16 protein-coding genes are annotated in these 21,792 nt (G+C 72.0%); 6 read left to right on the forward strand and 10 right to left on the reverse strand.

Going from position 1 to position 21,792, the window contains the following annotated elements:
• Positions 1-22: 22 nt before the first annotated feature.
• Positions 23-1,120 (reverse strand): branched-chain amino acid aminotransferase, encoded by a 1,098-nt coding sequence (locus AB0C02_RS08630; protein ID WP_357542640.1) that lies wholly within the window; start codon positions 1,118-1,120, stop codon positions 23-25.
• A 162-nt stretch (positions 1,121-1,282) separates the two neighbouring features.
• Entirely contained in the window at positions 1,283-2,314 is a 1,032-nt protein-coding gene (locus tag AB0C02_RS08635; RefSeq protein ID WP_357542642.1) for a 3-isopropylmalate dehydrogenase, read from the reverse strand.
• A gap of 148 nt (positions 2,315-2,462) precedes the next feature.
• Here AB0C02_RS08635 and AB0C02_RS08640 point away from each other — a divergent pair, with 148 nt between their 5' ends.
• Together AB0C02_RS08640 and AB0C02_RS08645 are read left to right on the forward strand one after the other, a co-directional pair.
• On the forward strand, positions 2,463-3,332 hold the full coding sequence (locus tag AB0C02_RS08640) for an FAD:protein FMN transferase (protein WP_357542644.1): 870 nt from the start codon (positions 2,463-2,465) through the stop codon (positions 3,330-3,332).
• Positions 3,333-3,654: 322 nt separating this feature from the next.
• On the forward strand, positions 3,655-4,011 hold the full coding sequence (locus AB0C02_RS08645) for a hypothetical protein (protein WP_357542646.1): 357 nt from the start codon (positions 3,655-3,657) through the stop codon (positions 4,009-4,011).
• 66 nt (positions 4,012-4,077) lie between these two features.
• Here AB0C02_RS08645 and serA read toward each other — a convergent pair whose 3' ends face one another.
• Positions 4,078-5,676: a phosphoglycerate dehydrogenase gene (gene serA / locus AB0C02_RS08650; RefSeq protein ID WP_357542648.1), complete on the reverse strand. Its 1,599-nt coding sequence runs from the start codon at positions 5,674-5,676 to the stop codon at positions 4,078-4,080.
• A gap of 264 nt (positions 5,677-5,940) precedes the next feature.
• On the opposite strand from serA, the gene AB0C02_RS08655 reads away from it, so the two are divergent.
• Positions 5,941-7,659 carry a tetratricopeptide repeat protein gene (locus AB0C02_RS08655; RefSeq protein WP_357542650.1) on the forward strand — a complete coding sequence of 573 codons (1,719 nt, stop codon included), beginning with the start codon at positions 5,941-5,943 and terminating at the stop codon, positions 7,657-7,659.
• A 58-nt stretch (positions 7,660-7,717) separates the two neighbouring features.
• Here the strand turns inward: AB0C02_RS08655 and ilvC are convergent, their stop codons facing one another.
• From ilvC to AB0C02_RS08675, 4 genes are all read right to left on the reverse strand, one after another.
• Complete coding sequence (ilvC, locus tag AB0C02_RS08660; RefSeq protein ID WP_357542652.1) at positions 7,718-8,731, reverse strand: ketol-acid reductoisomerase; 1,014 nt, start codon at positions 8,729-8,731, stop codon at positions 7,718-7,720.
• An 85-nt stretch (positions 8,732-8,816) separates the two neighbouring features.
• On the reverse strand, positions 8,817-9,332 hold the full coding sequence (gene ilvN, locus AB0C02_RS08665) for an acetolactate synthase small subunit (protein ID WP_357542654.1): 516 nt from the start codon (positions 9,330-9,332) through the stop codon (positions 8,817-8,819).
• Between the two features lie 61 nt (positions 9,333-9,393).
• Positions 9,394-11,364, reverse strand: a complete 1,971-nt coding sequence (locus tag AB0C02_RS08670) for an acetolactate synthase large subunit (protein WP_357542656.1) — start codon at positions 11,362-11,364, stop codon at positions 9,394-9,396.
• 182 nt (positions 11,365-11,546) lie between these two features.
• Complete coding sequence (locus AB0C02_RS08675; RefSeq protein WP_357542658.1) at positions 11,547-13,925, reverse strand: bifunctional diguanylate cyclase/phosphodiesterase; 2,379 nt, start codon at positions 13,923-13,925, stop codon at positions 11,547-11,549.
• A 111-nt stretch (positions 13,926-14,036) separates the two neighbouring features.
• On the opposite strand from AB0C02_RS08675, the gene ilvD reads away from it, so the two are divergent.
• Together ilvD and AB0C02_RS08685 are read left to right on the forward strand one after the other, a co-directional pair.
• The gene (gene ilvD / locus AB0C02_RS08680; RefSeq protein ID WP_357542660.1) at positions 14,037-15,884 is read left to right on the forward strand and encodes a dihydroxy-acid dehydratase; all 1,848 of its coding nucleotides are present in this window, start codon (positions 14,037-14,039) and stop codon (positions 15,882-15,884) included.
• Positions 15,885-15,926: 42 nt separating this feature from the next.
• On the forward strand, positions 15,927-16,649 hold the full coding sequence (locus tag AB0C02_RS08685; protein WP_357542661.1) for a hypothetical protein: 723 nt from the start codon (positions 15,927-15,929) through the stop codon (positions 16,647-16,649).
• A 106-nt stretch (positions 16,650-16,755) separates the two neighbouring features.
• Here the strand turns inward: AB0C02_RS08685 and AB0C02_RS08690 are convergent, their stop codons facing one another.
• The 3 genes from AB0C02_RS08690 to AB0C02_RS08700 form a co-directional block, all read right to left on the reverse strand.
• Positions 16,756-17,184 carry a hypothetical protein gene (locus AB0C02_RS08690; protein WP_357542886.1) on the reverse strand — a complete coding sequence of 143 codons (429 nt, stop codon included), beginning with the start codon at positions 17,182-17,184 and terminating at the stop codon, positions 16,756-16,758.
• Positions 17,185-17,703: 519 nt separating this feature from the next.
• Positions 17,704-19,344, reverse strand: coding sequence for a SulP family inorganic anion transporter (locus tag AB0C02_RS08695; RefSeq protein ID WP_357542663.1), 1,641 nt, complete (start codon positions 19,342-19,344; stop codon positions 17,704-17,706).
• Positions 19,341-19,679, reverse strand: coding sequence for a metalloregulator ArsR/SmtB family transcription factor (locus AB0C02_RS08700; protein WP_357542665.1), 339 nt, complete (start codon positions 19,677-19,679; stop codon positions 19,341-19,343). The genes AB0C02_RS08695 and AB0C02_RS08700 overlap by 4 nt, the downstream gene beginning before the upstream one ends.
• A gap of 169 nt (positions 19,680-19,848) precedes the next feature.
• Here AB0C02_RS08700 and AB0C02_RS08705 point away from each other — a divergent pair, with 169 nt between their 5' ends.
• The gene (locus tag AB0C02_RS08705; RefSeq protein ID WP_357542667.1) at positions 19,849-21,693 is read left to right on the forward strand and encodes a glycoside hydrolase family 15 protein; all 1,845 of its coding nucleotides are present in this window, start codon (positions 19,849-19,851) and stop codon (positions 21,691-21,693) included.
• Positions 21,694-21,792 lie beyond the last annotated feature (99 nt).

Genomic DNA, 21,792 nt, shown 5'->3' on the forward strand with positions numbered 1-21,792 from the left:
GGCCGTCATGGGCAACTCAGCGTCAGACCACCCGCTGCACCCAGCCGTGCCGGTCCTCGGCCCGGCCGCGCTGGATGTCGACGAGCTGCTGCCGCAGCGCCATCGTGGAGCGTCCCGGCTCACCGCCACCGATGAGAAACTCCCCGTCGGGGAAGCGCACCCCACCGATCGGGGTGATGACGGCGGCGGTGCCGCAGGCGAATACCTCGCGCAGCCGGCCGCTGGCCGCGTCCGCCTGCCAGTCGGCGAAGCTGATCGGCCGTTCCGCCACCCGGTGCCCGGACTCGGCGGCCAGCGTGAGGATCGCGTCCCGGGTGATGCCCGCCAGGATGCTGCCGGTCAGTGGCGGGGTGACCAGGGTGTTGTCGTCGTAGACGAAGAAGACGTTCATGCCGCCCAGCTCGTCGACGAAGCGCCGCTCCACCGCGTCCAGGAAGACCACCTGGTCGCAGCCCGCCTCGATCGCCTCCGCCTGCGCGGCCAGCGAGGCGGCGTAGTTGCCGCCGCACTTCGCCGCGCCGGTGCCACCCGGCGCCGCCCGGGTGTAGTCCGGGGAGACCCAGACGGTGACCGGCTTGACCCCACCGGCGAAGTACGCGCCGGCCGGGGAGGCGATGACCGCGTAGAGGTATTCGTTGGCCGGCCGGACGCCGAGGAAGACCTCGCTGGCGAACATGAACGGTCGCAGGTAGAGACTGCTGTCCTCGTCCTCCGGCACCCAGTCCTTGTCGATCTCGACCAGTCGGCGCAGCGACTCGACGAACGTCTCCGGCGACAGTTCGGGCATCGCCAGCCGCCGGGCGGACGCGTTGAAGCGGGCCGCGTTGGCCTCCGGCCGGAAGAGGGTCACGCCCCCGTCCGCGGTCCGGTACGCCTTCAGCCCCTCGAAAATCTCCTGCGCGTAGTGCAGGACGGCGGCGGCCGGGTCTATCGGGATCGGCGCGCGTGCCTCCACCCGGGCGTCGTACCAGCCCTTACCGTCGGCGTACCGGATCGTCACCATGTGGTCGGTGAACACACGGCCGAACCCGGGGTTCGCCAGCAGGGCGGCCCGGTCGGCGGCGGATACCGGCGCGGGATTCGGACGGGTCTCGAAATCGAGCTTGTCACCACCGCTCATCGCGCTGACCTCCCTGCGGGTCATTACGGCATGCGCCACCGCACGCCGACGTCTCTGGTGCCAGAAAACTTACCCCGAACGGTCGTTCAGCGGATAGGGTACATCCAGCAGATCGAAATCATTCGATGCTGATGCAACGAGCGACGCCGGCGGCCGCCCAGGTCAGGCTACGGCGTATCCGGCGAGCCGGTCGCCGACCTCCTCGGTGCGCAGCGGCGCCCCCGGCGTACGGCCGGCCAGCTCCGTGGCGACGGCGGCCGTGACCCGGGCGGCGGCGTCGGCATGGCCGAGCTGGTCGAGCAGGAGCGCGGCGGAGAGCACCGCGGCGACCGGGTCGGCGAGGCCACGACCGGCGATGTCCGGCGCGGAGCCGTGCACCGGCTCGAACATCGACGGGTAACGCCCCTCGGGGTTGATGCAGCCGCTGGCCGCCAACCCGATGCCGCCGGTCACCGCGGCGGCGATGTCGGTGAGGATGTCGCCGAAGAGGTTGTCGGTGACCACCACGTCATACCGTTGCGGCTGGGTGACCAGGAACATCGCGGCGGCGTCGACGTGCTGGTACTCGGTGGTCACGTCGGGGTGCTCGGCGGCGACGGCCTCGAAGGTGCGGGCCCAGAGCGAGCCGGCGTGGGTCAGCACGTTGGTCTTGTGCACCAGGGTGACCTTGCGCCGCTCGCGGCGGCCGGCGCGGGCGAACGCGTCCCGGATCACCCGCTCCACGCCGTGCCGGGTGTTCAGGCTCTCCTCGGTGGCCACCTCGGCCGGAGTGTTCCGGTGCAGGGAGCCACCGGCGCCGGCGTACAGGCCCTCCGTCCCCTCGCGGACCACGACCAGGTCGACCTCGCCCGGTTTCACGGCGGCCAGCGGCCCGGGCACTCCCGGCCAGAGGCGCGACGGGCGCAGGTTGACGTACTGGTCGAACGCGAAGCGAAGCTTGAGCAGCAGGCCGCGCTCCAGCACGCCCGGCGGCACCGTCGGGTCGCCGACCGCGCCGAGCAGGATGGCGTCATGCCCGGCCAGCTCGTCGAGGACCGAGTCGGGCAGCACCTCGCCGGTGCGGTGGTAGCGGGCCGCGCCGAGGTCGTACTCGGTGGCGGTCACGCCGGGCAGCACAGCGTCGATGACCTTGCGGGCCTGCTCGACCACCTCGGGCCCGATCCCGTCCCCGGCCACCACCGCGATCCGTGCCACCTGCGCTCCTCACCTCGTCGTTTCGCGCAACGGTACGCCGCCGTCCCGCCCCCCGGTACGCTTCTTCCAACATTCGGGATGAGCGAGTCTCAGCAGGCTCACAGGCGGCATCCATGTTGCGGACAACTCCGCTGCCTAGGGTCGAAGAATGATCGACGAGCGGCGACGGACCCAGTGGGCCGGCGAGCAGCCCCGGACCCGGTGGATCGACCAGCCTTCCTTCCCCAGCCGTCCCGACCTGCGTCTCGGCGCCCGCAGCCACCGGCTCGGCCGGGCCGGCGGCGCCGCCGTCGACCGGATCAGCGTTCGGCACACCGTACGCACCTCGACCGCCGAGTACTCGTTACTGCTCAACGCACCCGCCTGGCTGGGCCGGCGAGGCGTCGGGGAGGCGCTGGGGGACGCGGTCGCCGAACTGCGCGCCATCGACCTCACGTACGGGCCGAACCAACCGGACAGCCTGGTGTCGAAGTTGCGCCGGGGCGAGATCAGCTCCGGGTCGTACCCACCGTTGGCCGACCTGGTGGACCGCTGCGCCGCGATGCGAGCGGCGACCGACGGGTGGTTCGACGCCTGGGCGGTGCCGGGCGGTTTCGACCCGGGCGGCCTGCTCGGCGGCTGGGCCGTCGAGCGGGCCACGGCCCGGCTGCGCGCCGCCGGCATCCACGACTACGCCGTGCTCAGCGGCGCCGACCTCACCGTACGCGGTTACGCGCCGCACGGCGGTCCGTGGCGGGTCGCCGTGCACCACCCGACGGAAGCACGCCGCGCACCCATGATGCTGGAGATGACGGCCGGCGCGGTGGGCACCTCCGGGGTGACCGGACGCCGGGGGCACGTGGTCGACCCGCACACCGGCGAGCCCGCCGACCAACTCGTCGCCGCCACCGTGGTGGGCCCGGACCTCGCGATGGCCGACGCCTACGCCACCGCCCTCTACGCCGCCGGGCCGGTCGGGCTGGCGTGGTTCCGCACCGGCTCGGACTACCAGGTGCTCTGCGCCGACCGGCGGCGCTGAACCCGCCTTGCACCCGGGACACGATCCGCGATCGGCCCCCACGATCGCGGCAACGACTGTGAGGGCCGGTCAGCGACGAGTGCGCGTGGCTCGCGCAACCGAGGGGTGCGGGCCGGCAGGCCGGACGCCCGACCACGCCACCCGAAGACGGGCCGAAGTCTCAACTCAGCCAGTGACCGCACGAGTACGCTAGCGAATCGGCGCAACTCGACGCAAGAGTCTCCACAGCGGACCGTCATCGCTCCCGGATCCGCCGTCGGTGGACCGACCTGCGGCACGGCAGGGATGACGGACCGGTACCGGGAATGGCACGCTGTCCGCCGTGAGTTTCGATCTGAGCGTGTGGGCCCTGCCCGCCGGGGCCACACCCGACCAGGTGCGGGCGGGGGTGCAGCGGTGCCGCGAGGGGTGGCACGGCGAGCGGCATCCCGACCCGAGGCTGGTCGGCTTCTACCGGGCGATCACCGCCGCGTATCCCGACCGTCCGGCCGGTCCGGGCACCCCGTGGGCAGTCACCCCACTGCACGCGGCCAGCGACCACATCGAGATGAACCTCGTCCCGACCTGCGAGGACCAGGTGCTGCTCGACATCGAACGGCTGGCCGCCGAGCACAACCTGATGCTCTTCGACGCCCAGGACGGCACGGTCTATCCACCGCCGGCTCGCGTCACCCCCTGACCGACGCGGGCGGATACGACGAGGGGCCCGGCCTGCCGGCCGGGCCCCAGATCCGTCGGGTGTGGACTACTCGTCGCGCAGGTCGGCCGCGCTGGCCGCGACCGCGCCGATCGACTCGGCGGCCGAGCTGAGCAGGTCGGCGCCGAGGGCCTGGTCGACGGTGAGCGTCATCAGCGTCTCGCCACCGGCCTCCCGACGGGCGACCTGCATGGCGGCGATGTTCACGCCCGCCGCGCCGAGCAGGGTGCCGACGGTGCCGACCACACCCGGCCGGTCGGCGTAGCGCAGGAAGACCAGGATGCCCTCCGCGCCGATCTCCACGTCGAAGCCGTCCACTTCGGTCAGCTTGAGGACGTCACGGGTGCCGGTGTGGGTGACCGTGCCGGAGACGCTGACCGTCCGGCCGTCCGGCAGCGCGCCGCGTACGGTCACCAGGTTGGCGTGGTCGACCGTCTCTGTTTGCGTGGCCAGGGCCACCTCGACGCCACGCTCGGCGGCCAGGTGCGGCGCGTTGACGTAGGTGACCTGCTCCTCCACGACGGAACTGAACAGCCCCTTGGTGGCGGCGAGCTTGAGCACCGACACGTCGTGCGTGACGATCTCGCCGCGCACCTCGACGGTGACGCTGGCGGCCACCCCGCCGGCCACCGCGGTGAAGGCCCGGCCGAGCTTCTCGGCCAGCGGCAGCAGCGGCCGGACGTCCTCGGCGACCACGCCGCCGGCCTGCACGTTGACCGCGTCCGGCACGAACTCGCCCTGGAGCGCCAGCTTGACGCTCTTGGCCACGGCCAGGCCGGCCTTGTCCTGCGCCTCGTGAGTGGAGGCGCCCAGGTGCGGAGTGGCCACCACATTGTCGAAGGCGAACAGCGGCGAGGAGGTGCACGGCTCCTTGGCGTACACGTCCACGCCGGCGCCGGCGACCCGGCCCTCGGCGATCGCGTCGGCCAGGGCCTGCTCGTCGACCAGGCCGCCGCGGGCGGCGTTGACGATCCGGACGCCCGGCTTGACGATCGCCAGCTCCTTCTCGCCGATCAGACCCACCGTCTCCGGCGTCTTGGGCAGGTGGATCGAGATGAAGTCGCTCTCCCGCAGCAACTCCTCCAGCCCGACCAGGCGGACGCCGAGCTGCGCGGCGCGGGCCGGCTGGATGTAGGGGTCGTACGCGATCAGCCGAGTGCCGAAGGCGGCGATGCGCTGCGCGAACAGCACACCGATGCGGCCGAGGCCGACCACGCCGACGGTCTTGCCCTGGAGCTCCACGCCGGTGTACTTGGACCGCTTCCACTCCCCCGCCTTGAGCGCGGCGCTGGCGCTGGCGGTGTTGCGGGCCACCGCGAGCAGCAGCGCGACGGCCTGCTCGGCGGCGGAGACGATGTTGGAGGTGGGCGCGTTGACGACCATGACGCCACGCGCGGTGGCGGCCGGCACCTCGACGTTGTCCAGGCCGACGCCGGCGCGCGCGACCACCTTCAGGCGGGGCGCGGCGGCGATCGCCTCGGCGTCGATCTGGGTGGCGCTGCGTACGATCACCGCGTCGGCCTCGGAAAGCGCGGACAGCAGGGCCGGGCGGTCGGTGCCATCGACGTGACGCACGTCGAAGTCGTGCGCGAGCACCTCGATGGCGGCGGGGGCGAGTTCTTCGGCGATCAGTACGACAGGATTCATCGGTCCTCGTAGACGCTCGTATGTGGTCGGCCTTCGGCGACGGGACGCCGCGCTGCGCCCCGCGCTGGTCGGCGCCATGGCCGTCAGTGCCGGATTACGCACCTAGGAAGGATCGTAGGGGTCGGTTCCGGCAGTGTGTCCCAGAGTGCGGGGTGAGTGCCCTCACACAGTGCCGTCGGCCGCTCATCCCCCGTTCACCCGGTTCCCGGCTTCGAGGCGCACCAGTACAACGAAGGCCAGCGTCCGTGCGGGAAAGGAGCGGCCTTGCCACTCGGTGTACGTATCGCGCTGCTGCGCCGACTGGCCCGGCACGCCCCGCTCCGGTACGACCCGCGGCTGGCCGAGGCGTTGGTCACCCGGTCCCAGCAGGTGAGCATCCGACCCACGTTCACCGCCCGGCGCACGGCCGCCGCCGAGGAGGCGGTGGAGCTTTACCGCCGGCTCGAAAGCGATCACCCGGGCCGGCACCGCGTCGGGCTCGCCCGGGCCCTGATCGCGCAGGCCGCCGTCCCGGACGACCGCACCCTGGCTACCGCGATCGCGCAGGGCCGAGAGGCGATCAGCAATGTCGAGGACACCGACGACCGCGAGGCGTTGGTCGTGCTCGCCGAGGCCCGCCGGCTCGTCGCCGCGTCACTGCACTCCATCGGCTCGGCCCGGGAGGCGCTGCGACTGGCGCTCCGGGCCCGGGCGACCTGGCTGAGTTGCCGACCAGTCGGAGTAGCCGAACGGATGGGGTTGGCCCGGACGTTGATCGTGATCGGGGACTGCCGGGCCGCACTGGGCCGGCCGGAAGAGGCGCTCGCCGCACATCAGGAGGCGATGGACCTCTACCGGGCGCTGCCCCTGCTCGGGCAGTCCCGGTGGGCGCCGACCGGCCAGGCCGCGGCGGCCGGACTGGCGGACAGCCTGGCCGTGGTGGGGCGCTGGGAAGACGCGCTCGCCGTGGCCGAGGAGTTCCGCGGCGAGCTCGAAAGCCGAGTCTGGCTGCGCCTGCAGCCTCGGCAGGCCCGGCTGTTGCTGCACCGGCTGCTGCGTGTGGTGGCGCACTGCCAGGAAGCCCTCGGCAAGCCGGAGGCGGCACTCCGGACGGCGGAGAAGGCGGTCGCCCACCAGCGCAGGCTTGTCCTGGCTGCCCCGGCGGCGTACGGGGCAGGGCTGGGTGATCCGTTGCACACCCTCGGCATGCTGCTGGCCCGGGCCGGCCGCCGGGACGAGGCCGCCGACCGGCTCGCCGAGGCGGTGGACGTGGCCCGGGGCGTCGACGACGACCTGCTGGCCCGCGTCATGCTCGACCTCGCCAACCTGCACGTCGCCGGCGGCGGGAAGGCTGCGGCCGAGGCGCTGCTGGCCGAGGCTGTCCCGCTCTGCCGGACCTACGCCGAGCAGTTGCCGGAGGTGTGGCGTCCCCGGCTGGCCTGCGCGTTGGCGCTAACCTGCATGCTGTCGGCGTTCCCCCCGCCGCCCGGCGCGGTCGCCTGGGCAGCCGCCGAGCCGGACGGGCAGGCGGCGAGCGACAACGCCGCGAACGCCCTGACGGCGGGGCGGGAGGCGGTGGAGCTGGCCCGGAAGCTGGCCGGCGCCGACGGGCGATACTTCGACCTGCTGGCCGGCTGCCTGTTCGGCCTCGAGCGGGCGGTCAACGGCGCCGGTGACCCGCTCGGCGCGAGCGAGTTGCTGCGGGAGTGCGCCTCGATCCGCCGCGACCTCTTTCGCAACGACCCAGTGAAGCACCGGCTGGGGCTGGCCGAGGCGCTGGGCAACCTGGGCAACCGGTTGAAGGTCCTCGACCGGCTGGACGAGGCCGTGGAGGCGCACCGAGAGTGCGTCGCGCTGCTGCGCGACGGCGGCCCCGATATCCCGCCCGGGCAACTTCTGCGACCCCTCCGCAACCTGGAGATCACGCTGGAGCGGCTCGGCCACCACGACGAGGCTGGCCGGATTGCCGACGAGATCGCCAGGATCGAACAACACACCGAATGACGGCGGTGGCGCGCCCGGCGCCGGGGAGAGCGCCGGGCGCGACCATCCGCCTGACCGCTCAGGCCGTCTCGGTGATGGGCCGGTCGACCCAGCTCATCATGGCGCGCAGCTTCTGCCCGGTCTCCTCGATCGGGTGCGCCGCGCCCTCGGCCCGCCACTTGGCGAAGTTCGGCCGGCCGGCCTCGTCCTCGGCCACCCATTCGCGGGCGAACTCACCGGACTGGATCTCGCCGAGGATCTTGCGCATCTCGTCCTTGACCCGCGAGTCGATGACCCGGGGACCGCGGGAGAGGTCGCCGTACTCGGCGGTGTCCGAGATGCTGTAGCGCATCCGGGCGATGCCGCCCTCGTACATCAGGTCGACGATGAGCTTCAGCTCGTGCAGGCACTCGAAGTAGGCCACCTCGGGGGCGTAGCCGGCCTCGGTGAGCACCTCGAAACCGGTCTGCACCAGCGCGGCGGCACCGCCGCAGAGCACCGCCTGCTCGCCGAAGAGGTCGGTCTCGGTCTCCTCGGTGAACGTGGTCTTGATCGCGCCGGCCCGGGTGCCGCCGATCGCCTTCGCGTACGCCAGGGCCAGACCGAAGGCGTTACCGCTGGCGTCCTGCTCCACGGCGACCAGGCAGGGCACACCCTTGCCGTCGACGTACTGGCGGCGGACCAGGTGGCCCGGCCCCTTCGGGGCCACCATCGCCACGTCCACATCGGCCGGGGGCTTGATCAGGCCGTACCGGATGTTGAAGCCATGGCCGAAGAAGAGCGCCTTGCCGGCGGTCAGGTTGGGCGCGATCGACTCCGTGTACAGGGCGCGCTGGGCGGTGTCCGGCGCCAGGATCATGATGACGTCGGCCTCGGCCGCCGCCTCGGCCGGCGTGAGCACGCGCAGGCCCTGTTCCTCGGCCTTCGGCCGGCTCTTGGAGCCGACGGGCAGGCCGATCACCACGTCGACGCCGGAGTCGCGCAGCGACAGCGCGTGGGCGTGACCCTGGCTGCCGTACCCGATCACCGCGACCGTGCGGCCCTGGATCAGGCCCAGGTCGGCGTCGTCGTCGTAGTACACCTCAACGCTCATTGCATTCCCTTTCGTACGGCGGTGCCCGGCGGCCCGTCGTGAACTTGTGCGGTGGATGCGGCGCTCGGGCGCCGGTCGGGGTGGGTCAGGCGGCGCGCAACGAGGGGCCGGCGGTGATCGCGCGCGAGCCGCGCCCGATCGCCACCGTGCCCGACTGCACCATCTCCTTGATGCCGAAGGGCTCAAGGTCGCGCAGCAGCGCGTCGAGCTTGTCGGGGGTGCCGGTCGCCTCGATGGTCAGGGTGTCCGGGGCGACGTCGACCACCCGGGCGCGGAACAGGTTCACCGTCTCCAGCACCTGGGCGCGGGCGCTACGGTCCGCGCGGACCTTGACCAGCAGCAGCTCCCGGGCCACCGAGACCTGCGGGTCCAGCTCGACGATCTTGAGTACATTGACCAGCTTGTTGAGCTGTTTGGTCACCTGCTCCAGCGGGGACGACTCGGCGTTGACCACGATGGTGATCCGGGAGACGTCCGGGTTCTCGGTCTCCCCCACCGCGAGGCTGTCGATGTTGAAGCCGCGCCGGGAGAACAGCCCGGAGACCCGGGCCAGAACACCCGGCTTGTTCTCCACGAGCACGGACAGCGTGTGCAGGTTCATTGCGGTGCCTTCCTCGTCATGCCCTCATGGCCCTCGCTGCGCTCGGTGCATTCGGTCATGACTACAGCTCGTCCTCGTCGAAGGCGGGGCGGACGCCCCGGGCGAACATGATCTCGTCGTTGCTGGTGCCGGCGGCGACCATCGGCCAGACCATGGCGTCCTTGCCGACCACGAAGTCGATGACCACCGGGGCATCGTTGATCGCCATGGCCGCCTCGATGGTCCGGTCCACGTCGGCGGCGTTCTCGCAGCGCAGGCCGACGCAGCCGAGCGCCTCGGCGAGCTTGACGAAATCCGGGATGCGATGCTTGTGGGTGCCCAGCTCGGTGTTGGAGTAGCGCTCCCCGTAGAACAGGGTCTGCCACTGCCGGACCATGCCCAGGTTGCCGTTGTTGATCACGGCGACCTTGATCGGGATGCCCTCCAGCGCGCAGGTGGCCAGCTCCTGGTTGGTCATCTGGAAGCAGCCGTCACCGTCCACCGCCCAGACCGTGGTGTCCGGCTTGCCGACCTTGGCGCCCATCGCCGCCGGGACGGCGTAGCCCATGGTGCCGAGGCCGCCGGAGTTGAGCCAGGTGTAGGGCTTCTCGTACGAGATGAACTGGCTGGCCCACATCTGGTGCTGGCCGACGCCCGCCACGTAGATCGTGTCCGGGCCGGCGATCTCGCCCAGCCGCTTGATCACGTACTGCGGGGAGAGGGTGCCGTCGGCCGGCTCCTCGTAGCCCAGCGGGTAGCGCTGGCGCAGGTCGTCGAGCTGAACCCACCAGTCGCCGAGGTCGGCGGCCGGCCGGGCCGCCTGCTCGGCGGTGACGGCGGCGATCAGCTCGTCGATCACGTGCTGGGCGTCGCCGACGATCGGGACGTCCGCGTGCCGGTTCTTTCCGATCTCGGCGGGGTCGATGTCGGCGTGCACGATGGTGGCGTCCGGCGCGAACGAGTCCAGCTGGCCGGTGACCCGGTCGTCGAAGCGGGCCCCGAGCGCCACGATCAGGTCGGCCTTCTGCAGGCCGTAGACCGCGGCGACGGTGCCGTGCATGCCGGGCATGCCCAGGTGCTGCCGGTGCGAGTCGGGGAACGCACCGAGCGCCATCAGGGTGGTGACCACGGGGATGCCGGTCAGCTCGGCCAGCCGGCGCAGGCCCTCGGTGGCACCGGCCTTGAGCACGCCGCCGCCGACGTAGAGCACCGGGCGGCGGGCGCTGGTCATCAGCCGGGCCGCCTCGCGGATCTGCTTGCCGTGCGGGTGCAGGGTCGGCCGGTAGCCGGGCAGGTCGAGGGTGGGCGGCCAGGTGAAGGTGGTCTGCGCCTGCAGGACGTCCTTGGGGATGTCCACCAGGACCGGGCCCGGCCGGCCCGTCGCGGCCAGGTGGAACGCCTCGGCCAGCACCTGCGGGATCTCTTCGCCGGTCTGCACCAGGAAGTTGTGCTTGGTGATCGGCAGGGTGATGCCCTGGATGTCCGCCTCCTGGAAGGCGTCCGTGCCGATCGCCGGCCGCGCGACCTGACCGGTGATCGCCACGATCGGCACCGAGTCCATGTACGCGTCGGCGATCGGGGTGACCAGGTTGGTCGCGCCCGGACCGGAGGTGGCCATGCAGACACCGACCTTCCCGGTGGCCTGCGCGTAGCCGGTGGCGGCGTGCCCGGCGCCCTGCTCGTGGCGGACCAGGATGTGTCGGACGGTGGAGTCGTAGAGCGGGTCGTAGGCGGGCAGGATCGCGCCGCCGGGGATGCCGAAGACGACATCGACACCGAGCGCCTCGAGTGACCGCACCAGCGAGCCGGCGCCCGAGACCTGAGCCGTGGCAGGGCGCCGTTCGGTCGCGGTTCCGTCCGCGCCGGCCTGGCCGGCCCGCCGCCGTTCGGTCGCGGTGGTTCCGTCCGCGCCGGCCGGGGCAGCCCTTCCCCCTACGGCCGGGACGGCCCCGTTACGGGCGGTGGAGGCGGGGTCGGCGGCGCCGGCCGAATCGGCGGCCGGGCGGGCTCGCCGGACGGAGTGGGCGAGGGTCTCTGGCGTGGGTCTCGTCATGGCGGTTCAGGCCTTCGGCTGGAGTGGGTGATGCGCTTCTCAGGATGGAACGCGGGCGTCCCGGTGATGGTCCGATGGCAACAAAAACGGCCCACGTGCAGATGCACGGGGCCAGCGCACTCTCGATCAGAGGAGAGTGCGCTCAGGTAAGTACTCGCAGCGACCGGTTCGACGACATGTGGCTAAGCCTGACGCATCTCACGCGATGAGTCAACTGATCCCACATTTTGGTTAACGGGCGTCGGCATCTCACCCCGCGACGCACCCACCACGTCCGGCCTCACCTGCGAAGATCCCTCGCTGGAGGGACGCGGCACGGGCACCGGCGGGGCCGAGGTGGGACGCGCGCCCGGCGAGGTGGCCGCCTCCAACATCGCCTCCAGATGCTCGGCCGGCACCCCCCAGCCGAACAGCGCACCCTGCCCGAACCGGCAGCCGGCGGCGACCACCGCGGCCAGCTCGGTGGGGTTGGTGACACCCTCGGCGATCACCTCCAGGCCGAACTGGTGGCCGAGGCGCATGACGATGTCCACCATCGGGGCGAACGCCGGCCCGTCCCGACCGACCGGGCGGACCGGCTCGTGCTCGGCGACCAGGCTGTGGTCGATCTTGAGGATGTCGATCGGCAGCCGGCGCAGCTGCCCCAGCGACGAGTAGCCCGTGCCGAAGTCGTCCAACGCGATCCGCACCCCGGTGAGCCGCAGCGCGGCCAGCCGCCGGATCAGCTCGTCCAGGTCGGTGGCGACCGCGTGCTCGGTCACCTCCAGCACCAGCCGCTGCGGCGGGACGTGGTGAGCGCGCAGCGCGTCGGCGACCTGGACCACGTACTCCGGGGCGTGCAGCTCCCGCGGCGAGACGTTCACCGACACCCAGACGTCGTGCCCGTCGGCCAGCCAGCGAGAGAGCTGATAGCAGGCCTGGTGCAGCACCCAGGCGCCCAGCTTCGAGATCATCCCGCACTCCTCGGCGAGGGGGATGAACTCGTCCGGACGGACGTTGCCCAGCTTGGGGTGGTGCCAGCGGAGCAGCGCCTCGGCGCCGACCGGGCGGACCGACGGCAGTGAGGCCACCGGCTGGAAAGCCAGGCGCAGCTCGTCGCGCTCGATCGCGCCACGCAGCTCGTGCTCCAGCAGGGTGCGCCGGCGCAGCAGCTCGTCGTATTTGGCGTCGTAGCGCTCGATCCGGTTCTTGCCCCGCTGCTTGGCGTAGCGCAGCGCCAGGTCGGCGTTGCGCAGCAGCAGCTCGACATCGGTCTCGCCGTGGTTGCCGGCCACCCCGATGCTGACCGAGAGGAAGACCGGCCCGTCCGCCTCCTCGTACGGGCAGCCGAGCACCCCGAGCAGCCGTTCCGCGACCGGCCCGGCGTCGCTCGCGCCGTGCATCAGCACCGCGAACTCGTCACCGCCGAGTCGGGCGGCCAGGTCACCCGGGCGCAGGTTGTTGCGCAGCCGCTGGCCGACCTCGGCCAGCACCGCGTCGCCGACGTCGTGCCCCCGCATGTCGTTGACGTTCTTGAAGCCGTCCAGGTCGAGCCCGAGCAGAACACACGGCACGCCGGCCTCGGCGCAGCGGTGCAGCGCGCGCAGCAGCCCACGCCGGTTGGCCAGGCCGGTGAGCGGGTCGGTGTGTGCCAGCTCGCGGAAGTGGGCCTCCCGGGCGGCCAGCCGGCCGGCGTAACCCCGGACGTCGTTGAGGGCCAGGTACTGCCGGGCGACCAGGGCGAAGCCCTCGACACTGCCGGCGACGATGCCGAAGGCGTCGAACCCGCCGCCCTGGCTCAGGTGGTACATCGCCGAGGCGGCCATCGCGAACATCGGCACGAAGGCGTACTCGCCGTCGCTGCGGATCAGGTCCACGTCGATCTGCCCGGGCGGGTCGACCCGGTGCGCCGCCGCAGTGGTGGCCAGCAGGCCCGCGGCCAGCACCGCGGCACCGGTGAGGGCCATCACCGGGCCGGCCTGGCAGAGCCCTGCGGACAGGCACAGCCCGCCGCTGGTCACCCCGGTCATCCCGGCGCTGAGCAGGACGAACCGCCCGCGCGGCGGAGCCGCCCGCAACACCATGATCAGGGTCAGCCCGGCGGTGAGCGCCGCGCTCAGCGTGGCCAGCACGACGGGTACGCAGGCCACCGGGGTGAGCGCGCCGAGCAGCCGGGTCGGCTCACTGAACACCACCCAGCCGACGAACCAGAGCGCGCTCGCCACGATCACGCCGTCGAGCAGCAAGCGGGCGGTGGCGGCCCGGGTGGCCGTGGCGCCGGGCAGGCGGAGCAGGGCGGCGCCGAGCACGAGCCCACTGAGCGCGCCACCCACCGAGACGAGCGTCGCCCAACCGGTGCGCTGCCCCTGCCGGTGGGCCCAGTGGTCGCCGGCGGTCAGGACGGCGGTGACCCCGACGAGGAGGCTCAGCAGCGCGATCCCGGCGGCCACGGCGAGCAGCACGTGGGTCTGCCGGTGCGGCCCGACCCGGCGGCGGGCCGAGGCGGCGAGCAGCGCGGTGGCGCCTGCGGCGGCGAGCCCGCTCAGGGCTGCGACGGTGACCACGCCCGGGGACGAATGCACGACCTCAACTTTGCCGGATGAGCGCACCCCGAGGGGTACCGGGTGTGCAACTGTTGGGACACGTCCCGCACGGCCGGGGGCCGGCGGGGCGCCGGTGTCACACTGGTTCTCATGCCTGAGCTGCGGTCGAGGACCTCCACCCACGGTAGGACGATGGCCGGCGCCCGCGCCCTGTGGCGGGCAACCGGGATGACCGACGACGACTTCGGCAAGCCGATCGTCGCCATCGCCAACAGTTTCACCCAGTTCGTGCCCGGCCACGTACACCTCAAGGACCTCGGCGGCCTGGTCGCCGACGCGGTGGCCGAGGCCGGCGGGGTGGGTCGGGAGTTCAACACCATCGCGGTGGACGACGGCATCGCCATGGGCCACGGCGGCATGCTCTACTCGCTGCCCAGCCGGGAGCTGATCGCCGACGCCGTGGAATACATGGTCAACGCGCACTGCGCGGACGCCCTGGTCTGTATCTCCAACTGCGACAAGATCACTCCGGGCATGCTGCTGGCCGCGCTACGGCTCAACATCCCGACCGTCTTCGTCTCCGGCGGCCCGATGGAGGCCGGCAAGACGGTGGCGATCGAGGGAATCGTGCACTCCAAGATCGACCTGATCGACGCGATGATCGCCTCGTCCAACGAAGCGGTCACCGACGACCAGCTCGGCCAGATCGAGCGCTCGGCCTGCCCCACCTGCGGCTCCTGCTCGGGCATGTTCACCGCCAACTCGATGAACTGCCTCACCGAGGCGATCGGGCTGGCGCTGCCCGGCAACGGGTCGACGCTGGCCACCCACGCCGCGCGCCGGTCGCTCTTCGTCGAGGCCGGCCGCACCGCCGTGGCCATCGCCAAACGCTGGTACGAGCAGGACGACGCGTCCGTGCTGCCCCGGTCGATCGCCAACCGGGCCGCCTTCGAGAACGCCGTCGCGCTCGACGTGGCGATGGGCGGCTCGACCAACACCGTGCTGCACCTGCTCGCCGCCGCCCGCGAGGCGGAGCTGGACTTCGGCGTGGCCGACATCGACGCGATCTCCCGCCGGGTGCCCTGCCTGGCGAAGGTCGCGCCGAACTCGCCGCTCTACCACATGGAGGACGTGCACCGGGCCGGTGGCATCCCGGCCATCCTCGGTGAGCTGGACCGGGCCGGCCTGCTCCACCGCGACGTGCACGCGGTGCACGCACCGAGCCTGGCGCAGTGGCTGGCCGACTGGGACGTGCGGGGCGGCTCGGCCACGCCGGAGGCGGTCGAACTGTTCCACGCCGCGCCCGGCGGGGTGCGCACCACCGAGCCGTTCTCCACCACCAACCGCTGGTCCTCACTGGACACCGACGCGGCCGACGGCTGCCTACGGGACCGGGAGCACGCGTACAGCGCCGATGGTGGGCTGGCCATCCTGCACGGCAACCTGGCGCCGGACGGCTGCGTGGTCAAGACCGCCGGGGTGCCCGAGGAGTGCCTGACCTTCCGCGGCCCGGCCAAGGTCTACGAATCGCAGGACGACGCGGTCTCGGCGATCCTGGCCAAGGAGGTCGTCGCCGGGGACGTGGTGGTGATCCGGTACGAGGGCCCGAAGGGCGGCCCGGGCATGCAGGAGATGCTCTACCCCACCTCGTTCCTCAAGGGCCGCGGGTTGGGCCGCTCCTGCGCGCTGCTCACCGACGGGCGGTTCTCCGGCGGCACCTCCGGCCTGTCCATCGGACACGTCTCCCCCGAGGCGGCCTCGGGCGGACTGATCGCGCTGGTCCAGTCGGGTGACGAGATCGTCATCGACATCCCGGCCCGGTCGATCCACCTCGACGTGCCCGACGACGTGCTCCAGGCCCGCCGGGTCGCCGAGGAGAAGCGGGACCGCCCGTACACCCCGGCCAACCGGCAGCGCCCGGTCTCCGCGGCCCTGCGCGCGTACGCCTCGATGGCCACCTCGGCCAGCGACGGCGCCTACCGCCGCGTGCCGGAGTAACCGCCCCCACGGCGCAGCCCTACCTCGGTAGGGTCGCGCACCGTGGAGACGACGAAGAGCTACGCGCGACGGATCCGACCGGTCATCGACCGGGTGTACGTGGGTGCCCGCTGGGCGGCCCGGGCGAGGATGGAGGCGTTCTACGCCGAGCGGGGCGCGGACCTCGGCGCCGAGAACAGCTTCTTCTCCGGCGTCCTGGCCCGGCCGATGCCGGCCGACGCCCTCGCCGACGGGCTGGTCTACACCGACGGCGACATGAGCCGGGAGCTGGCCCAGGGCGTGCTGAAGGTGGACGCCGAGGGCACCTGGCACCTCACCGAGCTGGGCCGGGAGCTGGCACTGTTCGCGCAGCGGGCGACCGCCGAGGCCGCCGAGGAAGTCTGGTCCTCCGGGCTCCCGATGCTGCCCGGCCTGGCGTCGGTGCCCCGGCTGGCCGAGCTGGTCGGCCGGGTGCTGACACATGGGCTGGCCACCGGCGGGCCCGCGTTCCGCGCCATGACCCCGGCATACGAGCCGGCCGACGCCTCCCCGGCGATGCTGCTCACCAGCCGGCTCGGCTCGCTGCGCCACCACCGGGCCGACGCGCACCGGGCCGCGTGGCGGGCCGCCGGGCTGACCGCCGAGCAGATCAAGGCGCTGCCCGACGGGCCGGACCGCGCGGCGATCGAGGCCGAGACCGACCGACTCGACGCACCCGCGTACGCGGTGCTCACCGAGAACGAACGGGAGGAGCTGCTCGCCGGCCTTGGCGCACTGCCGAGCTAAGTACGGTAGCCGCCACTTGAGATCTTGCCGCCCGGCAGATCCAACCGGCGTACGCCGTCGTCGTCGTGGCGGTGGGCGGTGTGCCCGGCGCGGGTGAAGCGCAGGCTCACCGCCCGTCCCGCGTGTTCGGCGGCGAGCCGGAGCAGCACGGGCACCGGGCCGGCGAGTTGGGCACCGGCAGCGGCTCGTCCGGGTCGGTCGGGATCAGCCCGGCCAGGTCGTCGGCCAGGTGGGTCAGGCAGTCGTCGGGCGCCGCCGCCAGGCTGGGCCGGGTGGGCTGATCGTCCGGGTGCACCTGGGCGTTGCCCGACCGTACTTCCACCGACCAGCACCGACCATCCGGCAGAAGCGGGTGGTCGGCGTGCTGCCGCAGGTCGAGGAGGCTGACGTGCAGCGCCAGGTCCAGGCCGACCACGAGCCGGATCAGCTCGGCCAACGGCGGCACGTCGGGGCGGACGGCGGGGTGCCGGTTCGGCGAGCCGGGACGGGCCGGGCGGGTCGACGACCCGTCGCAGCGGTGGCCGGGTAGGGCCACCGACCGACAACATGGACCGGTCGGAAGACGCGTCGACGGCGTACCGCAGACCCGTGTGCCACCAGCGGCCGTCCCGCCACACCGCCTGGGCACCGGGCCGGTCGGTACCGTCGGTCGACTCGACCTCGGCGAGGACACGTCGCTCGATCCGACCCACCGGCCCGGTCGGTGGCGGAAACGGCCGGAGGGCCGGTAGCACCTCCGGAACGTCACCGAGGAGCCGCGCACCTTCACCCACCAGATCAAGCACATGCGCTGACGAACAGCCCGGGTGCGGCGGGCACGAGGCCGCCGCACCCGGGTGTACCGAGTCACGAAACTGGCGAACGGCTACTGACGGTAGTGCTTGCCCGTTGAAGAACAGGCACAAGTGATATGCCACCGAGGCATAAATATTCCCCAGAGGCATATCGGCCTCAAGGAAGGATTCCCCTCGCCCGCGACACGCCGGTGTCGCTACCCATGTCAGCCTTGATCAGCGGCAGCGCGGCGCGTAGCCACTTGTGGCAGCCCGGCCGCTCAGCTGGCACCGGCCAGGGCGATCTCGCGGGCGTACCGGATGGCGGCCGGGGTGTCCGGGAAGACCAGGCCCGCGCGGCGCAGCTCGTCGGCCACGCCGAGGACGCCCAGCATCTGGTCGTGGCCGGGCGTGATGCCGGAGAGCAGCACCACGATCCCGCGCGCCCGGAGGCGGTCGATGGCGTCGCCGAGCACCCGCGCACCGGTGGCGTCCATGGTGGACACGCGGGACATCCGCAGGATGACCACCCGCACGTCGGCGACGTCGGAGAGTTCCAGCAGAAAGGTGTGCGCGGCGGCGAAGAAGAGCGGCCCGTCCAGCCGGTAGGCCACGATGTGCTCGGCCAGCAGGGCGTGCTCCTCGGCGCTGTGCTCGCCGGGGTCGAGCGGAACCTGTTCGAGCCGGGCGCTGCGGGCCACCGCGCGCAGGGCGAGGACGATCGCCACCGCGAGGCCGACCGCGACCGCGGTGACCAGGTCCCAGATCACGGTGACCGCGAAGGTCAGCACGAGCACGACCGCGTCGCCACGGGTGGCCCGGGCGATCGCCCGGAGCGAGCCCGCCTCCACCATCCGCACGGTGGTGGCCAGCAACACGCCGGCCAGGGCGGCCAGCGGGATCCGGCCGACCAGCGGGGCGGCGGCCAGCACGATCGCCGCGAGGGCGACGGCGTGGGTCAGCGCGGCCAGCTTGGAGGCGGCCCCGGCCCGGACGTTGACGGCTGTCCGGGCGATGGCGGCGGTGGCCGGGATGCCACCGAACAGCGGCGAGGCCAGATTGGCCAGGCCCTGCCCGAAGAGCTCCCGGTCCGGGTCGTGCCGCTGGCCGACGGTCATCCCGTCGGCGACGGTGGCCGAGAGCAGGCTCTCCAGCGCGGCGAGTGCGGCGACCGCGAGCGCGCTGGGCAGCAGCGCTCCGACCGCGCCGAGGTCGAGGAAGTTCAGCGAAGGCGCGGGCAGGCCCTGCGGGAGGGTGCCGATCCGGGCCAGGTCGATCGGGGCCAGCTCGGCGAGAAGCGTCGCGCCGGCCACGCCGACCAGGGAGAACGGCAGCCCGGGACGCCACCGCGAGCCGAGCAGCATGAGCGCCGCGACACCGAGGGCGACCGCGACGGCCGCCGGTCGAGGATGCGTGACGAACCGGGCGACGGCGTCCGCGGCCACCGCCCAGACCTTGTCGCCGTGCGCGTCGGTGACGCCGAGCGCCGCGGGCACCTGCTGGAGCGCGATGACCACGGCGATGCCGGCGGTGAAGCCCTCGATCACCGGGGTGGGCAGGTAGCGGACGTAGCGGCCGAGCCGGGCGAGGGCGAGCGCAATGAGCACCAGCCCGGCCATCGCGCCGACCATGAGCACCCCGCTGGCGCCGAACCGCTGCACTACCGGCACCAGGACGACGGTCATCGCCCCGGTGGGGCCGGAGACCTGGAGGTTGGAGCCGCCGAACACGGCGGCCACCGCTCCGGCGACCACGGCGGTGATCAGCCCGGCCTGCGCGCCCAGCCCCGAGGTAACGCCGAAGGCGAGGGCCAGTGGCAGTGCCACCACCGCGACGGTCAGCCCGGCGAGCAGATCGCGGCGGGGTGACCGACGCACCGCCGCCCAGTCGGCCGGGCCGGGCAGCAGCCCGAGCACGTTCACCGGTCGGTCCTGGTCGCACGCAGTTCGTCGAGGAGTGCGTCCCGGTCGGTGAGGACCGCGCCGAGGATCCGTCGACCGGCGGCCAGCAGGTCGGCCACGTCGGGGGTGCTGAGGGAGTACATGACCAGCGACCCGTCCCGGTACGAGGTGACCATGCCGGCCCGGCGCAGCACGGCGAGCTGCTGGGAGAGGTTGGACGCCTCGACGTCGATGACGGCGAGCAGGTCCCGGACCGGCTTCGGCCCGTCCTGGAGCAGTTCGAGCACCCGGATGCGGACCGGATGCCCGAGGGTGCGGAACAGCTCCGCCTTCGCCTGGTACAACGGCACAGACACAGAGACTCCTCCCGGCAACCTGAACACTTTAGCACTTGCGAAATCTTTCAAGTTTCCGATTGACAGGGAGCCTCTCTCGCCGGTGTGAACCCTTCGCAAACACACCGCGCCCGTGTCTCATCCCGGCCTAGCTTCATAGCGGGCAGGGTGGGCGAGGCGGGGAGCGGGCGTGCAGGCGTATCCGGGCATCGAGGATCACGGGCTCATTGGCGATCTTCAGACCGCCGCTCTGGTCACTCGCGACGGCACGGTGGACTGGTTCTGCGCGCCGCGTTTCGATTCGCCCAGCATCTTCGCCGCGCTGTTGGACCGACAGCGGGGCGGGTATTTCCGCGTCTCGCCCGACGGCATCAACTACCAGAGCAAGCAGCTCTACCTGCCCGACTCGCCGATCCTGATCACCCGGTTCATCAGCCCCGACGGCGTCGCGGAGATCATCGACTTCATGCCGGTCACCGGCGATCAGCCAACCGACCAGCACCGCCTGGTACGCATGATCAACATGATCCGGGGCAGCATGCCGTTTCGATTGGAATGCCGGCCCCGGTTCAACTACGGCCGCGACCGCCACGACCTGGAACAGCAACCCGGCGGCGCCATCTTTCGCAGCCCCTCCATGACATTCAACCTCAATCGGATCCAGCAGCGGCTGTTCCCCGAGCAGAACGTCCACAAGGACGACGGCGACCTGATCGCGTTCACCACCCTGCACGAGGGCGACAAGGGCGGCCTGGTCCTGGAGACGGCCCCATCCCAAGGGCCTCGTGTCATCCCCGCCGACGAGGTCCAGGCAATCTTCGAGCAGACCCTCCAATACTGGCGCCGCTGGCTCGACCGTTCCCAATACCGGGGACGGTGGCGGGAGATGGTCGAACGCTCGGCGATCACCCTCAAACTCATGACGTACGCACCGACCGGTGCCCTGATCGCCGCTCCGACCGCCAGCCTGCCCGAGGCGGTGGGTGGCACCCGGAACTGGGACTACCGCTACACCTGGATCCGCGACGCGGCCTTCTCGGTGCACGCCTTGTTGGGGCTCGGCTTCACCGAGGAGGTCGACCGGTACATGGACTGGATCGCCGCGCGCATCCGCGAGGCCGACGACAACAGCGTCCCGTTGAAAATCATGTACCGCGTCGACGGCTCGTCCGACCTCCCCGAGGAGGTTCTCGACCATTTCGAGGGCTACTGCGGTTCCGCTCCCGTCCGGATCGGCAACGGCGCGGCCGAGCAGTCACAGTTGGACATCCAAGGTGAGGCGCTGTACGCGATGCACCTTGCCGGTGAGCGTGGCATCCGCGCCTTTCACCAGACCTGGCAGAGCACCGTCAGGCTCATCGACTGGCTGTGCCACAACTGGGACCAGCCCGACGCGGGTCTCTGGGAAAGCCGCAGCCACCCCCGCGACTACACCTACAGCCGCGTCATGTCGTGGGTTGCCCTCGACCGCGCCATCCGCCTCGCCGCTGAGACCGGCCGCCCAGGCGACACCGCCTGCTGGATTCAGCAGCGGAACGCCATCTACAGCCAGGTCATGGAACGCGGCTACCACCCCGGCCGCCGTTCCTTCGTCCAGAGCTATGGCGAGGAGTACCTCGACGCCGCGCTGCTCATCCTGCCGACCGTCGGCTTCGTGGCCCCCTATGACCCGATCTGGCTGTCCACGCTTCGCGCGATCGACGAGACCCTGGTCTCCGACAGCCTCGTCTACCGCTACAACCCGACCGTCACCCCGGACGGGCTGTCCGGCGACGAAGGCACCTTCAACATGTGCACCTTCTGGTATGCCGAAGCCCTCGCCCGCTCCGGACGCGTCGACGAAGCCCGCGTCACCCTCGAAAAAATGTTCACCTTCAGCAGTCACCTCGGCCTCTACGCCGAAGAAATCGCCTCTACCGGCAAGCAGATCGGCAACTTCCCGCAGGCTCTCAGCCACCTCTCCCTCATCAACGCCGCGATAACCATCGACAACCTGCTGGAACACCCGAGCCCGTACTACCCGAGGCGAGCCTGAGCGGAGACTCCGGGCGGGTTCCCGGCACCGGGCGTTCAACGTGCCGGCGGACGGCATGGCCGCTGCCACGCCGCCTGGCCCACGCAGCTCTTCCACCCG

The organism is Micromonospora sp. NPDC048999 (genome assembly GCF_040649295.1).
Taxonomy (GTDB): Bacteria; Actinomycetota; Actinomycetes; order Mycobacteriales; family Micromonosporaceae; genus Micromonospora.